At 75.9% G+C, this 13,250-nt stretch carries 10 protein-coding genes and 2 pseudogenes; 4 read left to right on the plus strand and 8 right to left on the minus strand.

Translation table 11 applies throughout. The features are described 5' to 3' along the window. Nucleotides 1–91: 91 nt before the first annotated feature. Nucleotides 92–526, minus strand: a complete 435-nt coding sequence (locus ACFYWL_RS00005; RefSeq protein ID WP_386965233.1) for a hypothetical protein — start codon at nucleotides 524–526, stop codon at nucleotides 92–94. On the opposite strand from ACFYWL_RS00005, the gene ACFYWL_RS00010 reads away from it, so the two are divergent. Together ACFYWL_RS00010 and ACFYWL_RS00015 are read left to right on the plus strand one after the other, a co-directional pair. Then, nucleotides 525–1,475 (plus strand): diacylglycerol/lipid kinase family protein, encoded by a 951-nt coding sequence (locus ACFYWL_RS00010; RefSeq protein WP_386965235.1) that lies wholly within the window; start codon nucleotides 525–527, stop codon nucleotides 1,473–1,475. The genes ACFYWL_RS00005 and ACFYWL_RS00010 overlap by 2 nt on opposite strands. A 448-nt stretch (nucleotides 1,476–1,923) precedes the next feature. Then, nucleotides 1,924–2,181: a WhiB family transcriptional regulator gene (locus ACFYWL_RS00015; RefSeq protein ID WP_007072794.1), complete on the plus strand. Its 258-nt coding sequence runs from the start codon at nucleotides 1,924–1,926 to the stop codon at nucleotides 2,179–2,181. Between the two features lie 194 nt (nucleotides 2,182–2,375). Here ACFYWL_RS00015 and ACFYWL_RS00020 read toward each other — a convergent pair whose 3' ends face one another. The 4 genes from ACFYWL_RS00020 to ACFYWL_RS00035 are packed head-to-tail and all read right to left on the minus strand — an operon-like array spanning nucleotide 2,376 to nucleotide 5,768. Next, nucleotides 2,376–3,137, minus strand: coding sequence for a sirohydrochlorin chelatase (locus tag ACFYWL_RS00020; protein WP_386966639.1), 762 nt, complete (start codon nucleotides 3,135–3,137; stop codon nucleotides 2,376–2,378). A 2-nt stretch (nucleotides 3,138–3,139) separates the two neighbouring features. Further along, a complete protein-coding gene (locus ACFYWL_RS00025; protein ID WP_386965238.1) occupies nucleotides 3,140–3,904 on the minus strand; it encodes a phosphoadenylyl-sulfate reductase in 765 nt (254 codons plus the stop codon). Next, a complete protein-coding gene (locus ACFYWL_RS00030; RefSeq protein WP_176734126.1) occupies nucleotides 3,901–4,059 on the minus strand; it encodes a hypothetical protein in 159 nt (52 codons plus the stop codon). Before ACFYWL_RS00030 ends, ACFYWL_RS00025 begins: the two co-directional genes overlap by 4 nt. Further along, nucleotides 4,056–5,768, minus strand: a complete 1,713-nt coding sequence (locus ACFYWL_RS00035) for a nitrite/sulfite reductase (protein ID WP_386965240.1) — start codon at nucleotides 5,766–5,768, stop codon at nucleotides 4,056–4,058. Before ACFYWL_RS00035 ends, ACFYWL_RS00030 begins: the two co-directional genes overlap by 4 nt. Nucleotides 5,769–6,364: 596 nt before the next feature. Here ACFYWL_RS00035 and ACFYWL_RS00040 point away from each other — a divergent pair. Next, the gene (locus ACFYWL_RS00040; protein WP_386965242.1) at nucleotides 6,365–7,969 is read left to right on the plus strand and encodes a glycosyltransferase family 39 protein; all 1,605 of its coding nucleotides are present in this window, start codon (nucleotides 6,365–6,367) and stop codon (nucleotides 7,967–7,969) included. A gap of 296 nt (nucleotides 7,970–8,265) precedes the next feature. Here the strand turns inward: ACFYWL_RS00040 and ACFYWL_RS00045 are convergent. From ACFYWL_RS00045 to ACFYWL_RS00055, 3 genes and pseudogenes are all read right to left on the minus strand, one after another. Beyond that, a pseudogene (locus tag ACFYWL_RS00045) lies at nucleotides 8,266–8,493 on the minus strand (ATP-binding protein); the annotation flags it as partial. 288 nt (nucleotides 8,494–8,781) lie between these two features. Then, nucleotides 8,782–10,035: pseudogene (locus ACFYWL_RS00050) on the minus strand (histidine kinase N-terminal domain-containing protein); the annotation flags it as partial. Between the two features lie 52 nt (nucleotides 10,036–10,087). Further along, nucleotides 10,088–11,119 (minus strand): SIS domain-containing protein, encoded by a 1,032-nt coding sequence (locus ACFYWL_RS00055; protein WP_386966642.1) that lies wholly within the window; start codon nucleotides 11,117–11,119, stop codon nucleotides 10,088–10,090. A gap of 225 nt (nucleotides 11,120–11,344) precedes the next feature. Between ACFYWL_RS00055 and ACFYWL_RS00060 the strand changes: the two genes are divergently transcribed. Further along, on the plus strand, nucleotides 11,345–13,174 hold the full coding sequence (locus tag ACFYWL_RS00060; RefSeq protein ID WP_386965244.1) for a tetratricopeptide repeat protein: 1,830 nt from the start codon (nucleotides 11,345–11,347) through the stop codon (nucleotides 13,172–13,174). Nucleotides 13,175–13,250 lie beyond the last annotated feature (76 nt).

Genomic DNA, 13,250 nt, shown 5'->3' on the forward strand with positions numbered 1-13,250 from the left:
CGAGGCGACCTTCCCCACCAACGATCCTCCAACCAGCCCACCTACACGGTCAAGCCAGCCGGCATCTTGACAACCGATCCCCGATAGGGAATCAGGCGAGGCCGAGGGCCCGGGTGGTCGGCGGGCTGACGAGCAGCGCGCTGACGCCGAGCCCGAGCGCCATCAACGGCACGCCGAGCCAGCCGAGCCCGCCCCCGATCATGTACCAGCCGACCGGCAGCAACATGAGCTGCAGGACGATCGCCGGGGCGCGGGCCCCGGCGCGGCGGCGGCCGAGCGCCCCGCCGAGCGCCCAGAGGGCAGCCGCGCCGCCGAGGGCGAACGCGGTCACCAGCAGCGCCGACGGCAGGTCGGTGGTGGCGGCGGTGAGGTCGGCCCAGACGAGCCAGGCGGCGACCAGGCCGAGGGCGACCGCCTCCGCCCGGAGCAGCCGGACCGCCCAGCGCAGCGTGGTCGGGTCCTGGTCCGAGTCGATGGTCACGCGCGCCACGATACCGGTGGTGGGGCGCGGTACAGTGCCGCCCATGCGGGCCGTCCTGGTGGTCAATCCGAAGGCCACCACCACCAGCGAGCGCAGCCGGGACGTCCTGGTCCGGGCGCTGCGCAGCGAAGTAGACCTGTCGGTGCGGTACACCCGCCGGCGGGGTCACGCCATGGACCTCGCCCGGGAGGCGGCCGAGGAGGGCGTCGACCTGGTGGTGACGCTCGGCGGCGACGGCACGGTGAACGAGGTGGTCAACGGCCTGATGGCGGCCGAGCCCCCGACGATCCGCACCGGGGGCAGCCCCGCCGAGCGGCTGCCGGCGCTGGCCACCGTCCCCGGGGGCTCCACGAACGTGTTCGCCCGCGCGCTCGGCCTGCCCCGGGAGTGGCCGGAGGGCACCAGCATGATCCTGGAGGGGCTGCGGCTCGGGCGGTCCCGCACGATCGGGCTGGGCCGGGCCGACGACCGCTACTTCACCTTCTGCGCCGGCTTCGGCCTCGACGCGGCGGTCATCCACCGGGTCGAGCAGGCCCGTCGGCGCGGCCGGGTCTCCACGCCGGCGCTCTATCTGCGCTCGACGGTCAACCAGTACTTCCTCGGCTCGGACCGCCGCCATCCCGCGATCTCACTGGAACGCCCGGGCGAGGTTACCGAGGGTGAGCTGGCGACGGTCATCATCCAGAACACCGCGCCCTGGACGTACCTGGGCGAGCGGGAGATCAACCCGAATCCGGCGGCCTCCTTCGACCTCGGGCTCGACGTGCTGGCCATGCGACAGCTCCGCGTGGCGAGCACAGCACGCACAGTGACCCAGTTCTTCTCCCACACGCCCGACCCCCGGGGGCGTCAGGTGTTGCAGCTGCACGATCTGGCCGAGTTCACCCTGGTCGCGAGCCGCCCCCAGGCCTTCCAGCTCGACGGGGACTATCTCGGGGAGCGGGAGAAAGTCAGATTCGCATCCGTTCCGGCCGCACTGAGAGTAATCTGCTAGGTCTCGGGTACAGCCCTTGGTCGAGCGCGGTTCCCCCACCGCTGTCGATGCGGTGGCCGCCACACCGAGGGCGAGGTGCCGGAAATGTCAGCAATGTCACGCAGACTGTACTATATTGATCCTCGACTGTGGTACGCCGGGTAACCAGGCTCCCTGCAAACCGGACAAAGGGGTCGTGAGCTTGCTCACCGCTCGGAGTTTTTCCGAGCGTCACCCTTGACATCGCGTGAGTTCGTGAAAGTATTCACAAGCGAACTTGAGTTACCGGGACATTGCTAGGACATGCTCATTGTGTTGAGCTGTTCCAGCAGGTCCCAGTGGCTACCAGAGCCTGCTCACGCAGCGCCGAATTGATGGATGCGAACCGTGACCATCGGCGTGCGGATGCATAAAGGAAAAGCACCAACGCAATATCTGCCACCCATCCAGAATGAGGAGTGTTGCCGCCATGGACTGGCGTCACCATGCTGTCTGCCGCGACGAGGACCCGGAGCTGTTCTTCCCGATCGGGACGTCCGGTCCGGCTCTCCTGCAGGTCGAGCAGGCCAAGGCCGTCTGCCGGCGCTGCTCCGTGACCGACCAGTGCCTCCAGTGGGCACTTGAGTCCGGTCAGGACGCCGGCGTCTGGGGCGGGATGAGCGAGGAGGAGCGGCGCGCCGTCAAGCGCCGCGGTGGCCTCCGGGTGCTGCGCGCTCACTCCGCCTGACCTACTCACGCACCACAGCTCCACGCCCCGACAGGGCAACCCCTGTCGGGGCGTTCTGCTGTGCGGAGCCCTCCTTCCGGCGCTGCGCCCCTCGCCGGCGCCGCAGCCGCCCGGTTGCCGCGCCGGGCCGCCCGGATCACTCGACGGGCGCGGAGCCTGCCCGGATCACTCGACGGGCGCGGCGTCCGCCCGGATCACCCCGTCGGCGCGGCGTCCGCCCGGCGTAGCACCAGATCGGCCAGCTCCGGGGCGTCGGTGAGCGGCCCGGAGACCGTCACCGCGCCGGCCGCCCGCGCCCCCGCCAGCACCGCGTCGTGGAAGAGGCCGGGGGCCAGGAAGTACGCCGACACGGCCACCCGCCGGGCCCCCGCCGCGCGCAGCCGGCGCACCGCCGTGCCCGCGTCCGGCGCAGCCGCCGAGGCGTACGACACCCGGCAGGGCACCCCGAGCTCCGCGCCCAGCGCCGCCGCGACCCGACCCACCGACCCCCGGGCCCGGGCATCCCGGGTGCCCGCGGCGGCCAGCACCAGCGCGTCGAACCCGCCGGACGCCGCCTCCGTCAGCCGCCGCCGCAGCCCGGCCAGCAGCGCCCCGTCGACCACGCCGTCGGCCGGGCCGAGCACGTCGGAGACGCGCACGTCGATCGGCGGCCCCGACTCCCGGGCCGCCGCGACCGCCGCCGGGACGTCCACCCGCCGGTGGTACGCGGCGGTGAGCAGCAGCGGCACCAGCACCGCCCGGGGATGCCCGGCCGCCGCCAGCGACCGCAGCGCCTCCGTCGGCCCCGGGTCCGTGTGGTCCAGCCAACTCGCCGACACGGCGACGCCGGGGCGGGCGGCCGAGACCGCGCGGGCCAGCGCCCGGGTCGCCTCGGCCGCCCGGGGATCCCGGCTGCCGTGCGCCACCAGGACCACCGGGTCGCCGGCCGCGAGCGCCGGCAACCGGGGCCCGGACACGGTCAGAGATGCAGCCCGCACTCGGTCTTCTCGAACATCGCCCAGCGGCCGGCCCGGGGGTCCTCCCCCGCCCTCGTGCGGCGGGTGCAGGGCCAGCAGCCGATCGAGCCGTAGCCGCGCTTGAACAGCTCGTTGACCGGGATGTCGTGCCGGGCGATGTAGGCGTCCACGTCGGCCTGCTTCCAGGCGGCGATCGGGTTCACCTTCACCTTGCCCCGGCGGGCGTCGAACGTCACCACCGGCGTGTTGGCCCGGGTCGGCGACTCGTCGCGGCGCAGCCCGGCGGCCCAGGCGTCGTACCCGGCCAGCGCCCGCTCCAGCGGCTCGACCTTGCGTAGCTGGCAGCAGTCGTCCGGCGACCGGTTGAACAGCCGCGGGCCGTACTCGCCGTCCTGCTGGCCGACGGTGAGCCGGGGCCGGATCGACCGGACGTTGACGGGCAGCCGGCGGGCCACCTCGTCGCGGACCCGCAGCGTCTCCGGGAAGTGCAGCCCGGTGTCGAGGAAGACCACGTCGACCCCGGGCGCGACCCGGGAGACCAGGTGGGCGAGCACGGCGTCCGCCATCGAGCTGGTCACGCAGAACCGGTCGCCGAACGTCTCGGCGGCCCAGCGGGCGATCTCCAGCGCCGGGGCGCCCTCCAGCTCCCGGCCGGCCCGCTCGGCCAGCTCCCGCAGCTCCTGCGGGCTGCGCCGGGCGGGATCGGCGGGCGTCGGGCCGCCGGGGCCGACCAGCCCCAGGGTCGCGGCCGAAACCAGGGCGGTCATCGGGTCACCGCCTCGGTCAGCAGGCCGGTGAACTTCACTGTGAACACCCGGGCGCAGGCGTGGCACTCCCACGCGCCGTGCCCGGCCTCGCTCGGCCGCAGGTCCTCCTCGCCGCAGTAGGGGCAGTACAGCGGCGCTGAACGAGTCTCACTCATCGGAGTTCCTCCTCGTCTACCCTGATCACCCAGTTGGCGAAGGTCTCGCCCTCGGCCCGGCCCGCCAGGTAGCGGCGGGCGAGCCGTTCCACGTACTCCGGAAGCTCGTCGGCGGTGGTCTTCAGGCCGCGCAGCTTGCGGCCGAAGCCGGCGGTCTGGCCCTGCGCCATGCCCAGGCCGCCGCCCAGGTGCACCTGGAAGCCCTCGACCTGGCGGCCGTCGGGCCCGACCACGAGCTGCCCCTTGAGGCCGATGTCGGCGACCTGCGTGCGGGCGCAGGCGTTCGGGCAGCCGTTGAGGTGGATGGAGATGTCCGCGTCGAAGTCGCGCAGGCGCTCCTCCAGCCGGGCCACCAGCTCCTCGCCGCGCGCCTTCGTCTCGACGATGGCCAGCTTGCAGAACTCGATGCCGGTGCAGGCCATCGTGCCGCGCCGCCAGGCCGACGGCCGGGCCTCCAGGCCGATCGTGCTCAGCTCGGCCACCAGCGATCCGGTCCGCTCCGGGGGCACGTCCAGGACCAAAAGCTTCTGGTACGGGGTGAGCCGCACCCGGCCGCTGCCGTGCGCCTCGACCACGTCGGCGAGCCGGGCGAGTTGCGTGCCGGAGACCCGGCCCACCACCGGGGCGGCCCCGACGTAGGCGCGCCCGTCGCGCTGGCGGTGCACCCCGATGTGGTCGACCGGCTTGGCGGGCAGCTCCGGGGCGGGCCCGTCGAGCAGCGTGCGGCCCAGGTATTCCTTCTCCAGCACCTCGCGGAACTTCTCCACGCCCCAGTCGGCGACGAGGAACTTCAGCCGGGCCCGGTTGCGCAGCCGGCGGTAGCCGTAGTCGCGGAAGATGCCGACCACGCCGGCCCAGACGTCCGGCACCTCGGTCAGCGGCACCCAGACACCGAGCCGCTTGGCCAGCATCGGGTTGGTGGAGAGGCCGCCGCCGACCCAGACGTCGAAGCCGGGGCCGTGCTCCGGGTGGTCGACGCCGAGGAAGGCGATGTCGTTCGCCTCGTACGGGGTGTCCACCAGCCAGGAGATCGACGTCTTGAACTTGCGGGGCAGGTTGGAGAAGCGCTTGTCGCCGACGTACCGCCGGACGATCTCCTCCAGCGCCGGGGTCGGGTCGAGCAGCTCGGCCTCGGCCACCCCGGCGACCGGGCTGCCGAGCACGATGCGCGGGCAGTCGCCGCACGCCTCGGTGGTCTGCAGGCCCACGGACTCCAGCCGACGCCAGATCTCCGGCATGTCCTCGACCCGGATCCAGTGGTACTGGATGTTCTGCCGGTCGGTGATGTCGGCGGTGTCCCGGGCGAACTCCCGGGAGATCTCCGCGACCACCCGGAGTTGCTCCAGGGTGAGCTGGCCGCCGTCGACCCGGACGCGGAGCATGAAGAACTCGTCCTCCAGCTCGTGCGGCTCCAGCACGGCGGTACGCCCGCCGTCGATGCCGGCCTTGCGCTGGGTGTAGAGGCCCCACCAGCGGAACCGGCCGCGCAGGTCCTGCGGGTCGATCGAGGCGAAGCCCCGGTGGGCGTAGATGTTCTCGATCCGGGCCCGGACGTTCAGCGGATCGTCGTCCTTCTTGATCCGCTCGTTGGCGTTGAGCGGCTCGCGGTGGCCGAGCGCCCACTGGCCCTCCCCACGGGGGCGGCGGGGTGCCCGCGCGACGGGTGCCGTGGGTGCCTCGGGTCGGGCGGGGGTGCTGCTGACCGCCATCGCGGCGTCCTCCGTTGTCTGCTGTGCCTCAGGACGCGGGCGCGCGGCCGGCCCGTGGGACGGGGCCGTGGACAGCGGTGTCGGACGGCCGGCGCGACTACGCGCCCGAGACGGATGGGTCGGGCGTCGTCAGTGGGCCGGACAGATGGCGCTGCGCACGCGGCCGTAGTCGACGTGGCGACGGGCCACGAAGCGACGGACGACAGCGGCAAGCATGCGCCCATGCTCGCACACGCAGGGTGGACCTACCAACGGCCGTGAGTGTGATCCCACATCACGGGCCACCGATGCGCTTCCACACCGGCACCCCACCCGAACAGGCAAACCACCCACCCACCCCACTCGCCCCACCCCCGCCCACCCTCCAGGCCCCCTCCCCACCCCCTGCCCCCTCCCCACCGCCCTCCGCCCGCCCTCCCCGCTCGCCCGCCGTCCGCCGCCCGTCGCCCGCCCCGGTGATCAAGAGGAAAGCGTCAGAGTTGATCTCGACGGTGACACTTTCCTCTTGATCACCGGGGTAAGGCGGGGGGCGGGGAGGGCGGGCGGAGGGGCGTGGGGTGGGGTGGAGGGGATTCGGGTGTGGGAGGCTCGGCGGTGTGGGCGAATCGTCCGTGAGGCGGCATTTGCCGGGGTGGCTCGGGGCGGTCTGGCTGTGGCCGGCCGTGGCGACGCTGGCGGTCGCCGGCGCGGGCATCGGCTCGGCCCAGCCGTGGCGCGACGAGCTGGCCACCTGGAGCGCCGCCACCCGGCCGCCGGGCGACCTGGTCCGGATGGTCGGCACCATCGACGCCGCCACCTGGCCGTACTACCTGTTCATGCACGGCTGGGTGACGCTCTGCGGGGACTCCCCCGCCGCGCTGCGGCTGCCGTCGGCGCTGGCCACTGCGGGCACGGCCGGGCTGGCCGCCGCGCTCGGCGCACGGCTGCTCGGGCGGCGGGCCGGCCTGACCGGTGGCCTGCTGTTCGCGGCCCTGCCCGGCACCTCCCGGTACGCCCAGGAGGCCCGCCCGTACGCGTTCGTCGCCCTCTTCGCGGTGCTGGCGACGCTGCTGCTGGTCTGGGCGCTGGAGCGGCCCGGCCGGCGGCGCTGGGCCGGGTACGCCGTGGCCGTGGCCGCCCTCGGCCTGGCCCACCTGGTCGCCCTCACCCTGCTCGCCGCCCACGCGGCAGCCGTGCTGGCCGCCGACCGGTCCGCCCGCCACGCCGCCCGGCCAAGCGTCAACCGGGACGCCTCGGAAGCGGCCGACGGGAATGCTCCCGGCGCATCCGGCCCGGCGGCTCGCCGGGCTGCCGGCCCTGTCGGCCCCCACCGGGCCGCCGGCCGATGGCCGAGCCGGGCGCTGTGGGGCTGGCCTCGTCGACCGCTGTGGGGCTGGCTGCTGGCGCTCCTGCCGACGGCGGTCGCGCTGACCCCCCTCGTGCTGCTGGCAGCGGGGCAGCGGGGCCGGCAGCTCGACTGGGTGGACCAGGCCCACCCCGCCGACCTGGTCGCCCTGCCCGGCGCGCTGGCCCAGAGCGGCGCGGTGGGCGGGCTGCTGCTGGGCCTGACCGCCCTGGGGGCCGCCCGGGCGGGCCGGGCCGGGCTGCTCCCCGCCGCCTGCCTGGCCCTGCCGGTGGCCCTGGTCTTCCTGGCCGGGCTGGCCGTGCCGCTGTGGGTGCCGCGCTACCTGTTCTTCGCCGTCCCGTTCGCCTGCCTGCTGGCCGGGGCGGCGCTGGCCACGGTGGCGCTGCCGGCGGCGCTGGCCGTGGTGCTCCTCGCCGGCCTGCTCGGCCTGCCCGATCACGTGGCGCTGCGGCGCAGCCACGAGTGGCCGCGCGGCGCGCTTGTCGACTACCGGGGGACGGCGCGGGTGGTCGACGCGGGACGCCGACCCGGCGACGTGATCGTCTTCTCGCCCCGGGACGGCTGGCTCTTCACGGACCTCGGCGTCGGCTACCACCTCGGCGACCGGCAGCCCCGGGACGCGCTGGCCGTACGGGGCCGCGACGCCCGGGGCGACTACTGGACCGACGAGTGCCCGGACCCGGCCGCCTGCCTGGCCGGGGCGCGGCGGGTCTGGCTGGTGGTCGCCGGCCGGCAGGCGGACCCGGCCGACGCGGTGCCCGGCGCGAAGGGGACGGCGCTGCGGGACGGCTTCGCCGTCGAGCGGGTCTGGCCGCGCCCCGGTCTGACCGTGGCACTACTCACCCGCCGAGGCTGACCCGGCCGCCGGACTGCCCGCGCGGGGGCCAGATCGCCCGCGCGGGGGGCCGGATCGCCGCCGCCATGTCGGCGACATGGCGGTATCCGGGCGGCGGGATGCCGCCATGTCGCCGACATGGAGTCGATCAAGCGGCCCGACCCGGCCCAGCCCCGACCCAGCCCAGCCCAGCCCAGCCCCGACCCAGCCCCGGCCCCCGACCCAGCCCCGGCCCGGCGCCCCGGCCCGGCGACGCGGCCCGGCGACGCGGCCCGGCGACGCGGCCCGGCGACGCGGCCCGGCGACGCGGCCCGGCGTCAGGGGCGGACGAGGGGGACCACCAGCACCGCCTCGGTGCCGCCCTCGGCGCCGTTGCGTAGCTCGATGGTGCCGCGCAGCTCGCCGGTCACCAGCGCCCGGACGATCTGGAGCCCGAGCCGGCTGCCGCGTTCGGCGTCGAACCCGGTCGGCAGGCCCCGCCCGTTGTCGGCGACGGTGACGTGCAGCTGCTTGCGGAACCGGTGCGCCGACACGACGACCTCGGGCGGCGTCACCGGCGCGACCCCGGCAGCGACCTGCGGCAGGACCCCGCCCGCCCCGGCGCCGTCGCCAGCCACCACACCACCGGCCGCCCCGGCGCTGTCGGCCGAGCCCGCGCCACCGCCCGCCCCGGCACCGCCGGCCGGTCCCGCGCCACCCGCCGCCCCGGCACCACCGGCCGGTCCCGCGCCAACCGCCACCCCGGAACCACCGGCCGCCCCGGAACCACCGGCCGCCCCGGAACCACCGGCCGCGTCGGCGTCCGCCGGCCCGGTCGGGGACTCGGCGGCCGGCGGGAAGCCGTGCTCGACGGCGTTAAGCAGCAGCTCGTTGAGGACCATGACCAGCGAGGTGGCGATCTCGGCCGGCAGCACGCCGAAGCTGCCCCGGCGGCGCATCCCGACGGTCTGCTCGGTCGCGGCGACCTCGGTGGCCGCGCTGGCCACCCGGTCGACGATGCCGTCGAACTCGACCGCCTCGTCGCTGGACATGGAGAGCGTCTCGTGCACGAGGGCGATGGAGGCGACCCGGCGTACGGACTCCTCCAGGGCGACGCGGGCCTCCGGCATGGCCACCCGGCGGGCCTGGAGGCGCAGCAGCGCGGCGACGGTCTGCAGGTTGTTCTTCACCCGGTGGTGGATCTCCCGGATGGTGGCGTCCTTGGTGATCAGGGCGCGGTCGCGGCGGCGTACCTCGGTGATGTCGCGGACCAGGACCAGCGCGCCGATCGGCACCCCGGCGGGCATCAGCGGCAGGGCCCGGGTGAGCATGGTCGCGCCCCGGGCGTCGATCTCCCGCCGGGGCGGGCCCTCGCCGCGCAGCGCGGCGAGGATGCCGTTGGCCGCCTCGGTGCCCTCCAGGGGGTCGCCGGCCAGCCGGCGGTGCAGCTTGGCCAGGTCCTCCCCCACCAGGTGGGCGGCGAAGCCGAGCCGCCGGTACGCGGACTGCGCGTTGGGGCTGGCGTAGGTGACCTTGCCGCCGGCGTCGAGCCGGACCAGGCCGTCGCCGACCCGGGGCGCGGACGTGGTCTCCCCGGGGTGCCGGGGCGGCGGGAACGTGCCGTCGGCGATCATCTGGGCGAGGTCGTCGGCGGTGGTCAGGTAGTTCAGTTCGAGCTGGCTGGGCGTGCGGGCGGTGGAGAGGTTGGTGTCCCGGCCGACGACCGCGATCACCTCGCCGGCCTCCCCGTCGGCGGTGCGCAGCCGGACGGGGATCGCCTCGTGCCGGGCGGGCACGTCGCCGTACCAGACCGGGTCGCCCTCCCGCCAGATCCGGCCCTGGCCGTACGCGACCTCCAGGTGGGCCACCTCGGGCCCGCCGACGATCCGCCCCACCTGGTCGTCCTGGTAGGCGGTGGGCGCGGTCGTCGGGCGGACCTGGGCCACGCAGAGGAAGGTGCCGTCGCGGTCCACCGGCACCCACAGCAGCAGGTCGGCGAAGGACAGGTCGGACAGCAGCTGCCAGTCTCCGGCGATCCGGTGCAGGTGGTCGATGTCGGCGGGGCGGAGCTGGGTGTGCTCCTCGGCGAGGTCGCGCAACGTGGACACGCTGCACAGCGTGCCACGCCCACCCGGGCCCCGTCCCGCTGGCCGGCCGGGCTCACATCGTCGCGGTGACCTTCTTCAGGCCGCGCGGCGCGTCGGGGTCCTCGCCCCGGGCCAGGGCCAGGGCCAGGGCGAGGCGCTGCAACGGCAGGATGTCCAGCAGCGGGGCGTACCGCTCGTCGACCTCGGGGACGGCCATCCGGGTGGCCCCCTCGACGTCGGCCGAGCCGACCACGACCACGTCGGCGCGGCGCTCGCCGAGGCGGGGCAGCACCTCGCCCATGGACCGGCCGCCGGGGCCGGAGCCGACCACGGCCAGCACCGGCACGTCCGGGTCGGTCATCGCGAGCGGGCCGTGCAGCAGGTCCGCGCCGGAGAAGGCGAGCGCCGGCAGGTACGAGGTCTCCATCAGCTTGAGCGCCGCCTCCCGGGCGGTCGGGTACGCGTATCCCCGGCCGGTGGTGACGAGCTGGGCGGCGAACCGGTAGCGCGGCGCGAGCTGGGCCGGGGTGGGGTCGTCGAGGGTGCGGGCGGCCAGCTCGGGCAGGGCAGCCAGGGCGGCGCGCTCGGCGGCGGGCAGCGCCCCGTCGCCGGCCCGGACGCCCTCCACGAGCAGCAGCAGGGCGAGCAGCTCTGCGGTGTACGTCTTGGTGGCCGCCACCGCCCGCTCGTGTCCGGCGGCGATGTCGACGCTCAGCTCGGCGACCTCGGCCAGCGGCGAGTCGGGGTTGTTGGTCACGGCGAGGGTGAGCGCGCCGGAGGCGCGGGCGGCGCGCAGCACCTCGGCCAGGTCGGGTGAGCCGCCGCTCTGGCTGACGCCGACGACCAGCGCGTCGGACAGGTCGGGGCGCGCGCCGAAGAGGGTGACCGCGCTGGGCGAGGCGAGCCCGGCGGGCAGGCCGAGCCGGATCTCGGTCAGGTACGCCGCGTAGAGGGCGGCGTGGTCGGAGGTGCCCCGGGCGGTGAAGACCACGTGCCGGGGGCGGCGCTGCGCGACGACGGCGGCCACCCGGGCGATCGCCCCGGCGTGCTCGGCGGAGAGCAGCCGCTCGTAGCCGGCCGGCTGCTCGGAGATGTCGGCGGCCATGCCGGCCCCTGCACGCGTCACGGAGTACCCCTTTCCCTGCGCGATTGCCGCGCGTTTGTTGCTCAGTCTTGCATGTTTCGGCGTACGTGAACAATCTTGCGAGCAGCATTGCGCAGTGGATCACCAAGCCGAGCCAACATCACCTACGCTTGCCCGGCCCGGCGACACTGCGACGGGGGACGCATCCGCCGCCCGGCCACCCGCACCTACCACCGAGAGGCCCACGTGTCCGAGGGAAGGGACGATCCCCCGCTGTCGGCGGAGGAGGAGCTGGCCCTGGCCCGGCTCGCGCTGGACGAGGGCGACCTGGCGCACGCCGCCGGGCACGTCGCCGGCGCGCTGACCCGGTCGCCCACCCTGCCCGAGGTGCACGAGACGCTGGCCCGGCTGGCCGCCGCCAGCGGCGGCGGCGTCGACCTGTTCCCCCTGCACCAGCGCGCCTTCGTCGGCACGGTGGTGGCCCGCGCGCACCTGCTCGCCGCGGCGGGGCGGCCCGCGGAAGGGCTGGAGCTGCTGGCCGCCGCCACCGGGCACGACCGCACCGCCGACTGGGCCGGGGTGCCCTGGGTGACGGCCCCCGAGCTGCCCGAGCGGCTCGACCCGGACGGCATCGCCCAGGTGCTGATGCAGGTGTGCGCCGCCACGCCCGACCCGGTGCCGCGCGCCGACCGGGCGCCCCTGACGCCGTACCTCACCCTGGCCCGCAACGCGGTCACCGTCCATCCCGAGCACGCGCTGCTGCTGGGCGCGGCGTCCGCGCTGGCCCGACGCCTCGGCGAGGCCACCCTGGCGATCCGCTGGGCCAGCCGGGGCGTACGGCTGCGCCCGTCGAAGCTCGGCGAGGTCTGGCTCGGGTACGCGTACCGCAGCGCCGGCCGCATCCGCGAGGCCCTCGCCGCGCTCGGCCGGGCCGTCGACCACGACCCGGACGACCTCGCCGTGTACGCCGACATCGCCGGCACGCTGGCCGACACCGGCCGGCTCGACGAGGCCCTGGAGTGGACCGACCGGGCCCTCGCCCGGGATCCCGCCTTCGACTGCGCCGTGCACACCGCGCACCGGCTGCGCTTCCAGCGCGACGGCGACGTGGCGCACCTGGTCGCGCTGGCCGACTTCGTCCGCGACCATCCCGACAACTCGCACGAGCACGGCGACCTCGCCGAGTGCTGCCGCAGCCGGCCCTGGCTGGGGCAGGTCACCCCGGCCGCCGGGGCGGCGGTCGCCGTGCTGCGCCACGCCCTGGCCGCCGAGCAGGACGCCCTCGGCGCGACCGTACGCCTGGAGACGCTGGAGCCGCCGAGCGCGCTGCGTACCGTGGCGACGGCCGCGCCCGGCCTGCGGGTCGAGGTGGCGGAGGTGGCCGAGCCGGACCCGCGTGAGCCCCGCCGGGCCACCGGCCGACCGCTGTGGCGCTGGGACGGCACCGTCGCCGCCCCGGCGGTGCCGGCGCCCTCGGCCGAGGCGGCGGACCGCGTCCGGCAGCTCGCCCACCCGGCGTGGCCGCACCCCCCGGCGGCGTACGACGCGGCGGTCGGCCTGGCCACGCTGGGGCTGCCCGACCTGCTCGGGCTGCTGGTGCACCCGCCCGCGGCCCCGCCGACCGGGCTGGGCCGGGTGCTGGCCGGGCAGGATCCGTCGCTCTGGGTGCGCTGCGTGCAGGTGTGGGCGTGCCTGGGCCTGCTGCACCACCGCACGGACGAGCCGTGGCCGTCCTCTGCCCGCCGCCGGACGCTGGTCGAGCTGGTCTGGGGAGTGGAGGACTGGATCACCGAGGCGGCCCTGTTCGCCCTCGTCACCGCCGCCTGGGTGGACCCCTCGGTCCGCGAGGACGTGGCCGGCGTGGTGGCCGAGCGGCTCGCCGACGCGGCGGCCGTGGCCCGGGACCGGAGCGTGCCGATCGCGGTCTCGCTGGCGTACCTGGCGCTGGCCACGCCGGCCCTCGACCCGGCGACGGCCGCGCTGGCCGGCGAGCTGATCTCCGGCCCGGCGGCGGGCCGGTCCCGACCGGGCCGGCTGCGCCGCCTCTGGGCCCGCCTCGCCCGCCGCCGCGGCTGAGGCCGGCCCCGGGCGGCGCTGCCGACCCGGGGCCGCCCGTACCGGTCCGCCCGCCCCGGGGCCGGGGCGGGCGGCC

The organism is Micromonospora sp. NPDC002575 (genome assembly GCF_042889525.1).
GTDB lineage: Bacteria > Actinomycetota > Actinomycetes > Mycobacteriales > Micromonosporaceae > Micromonospora > Micromonospora carbonacea.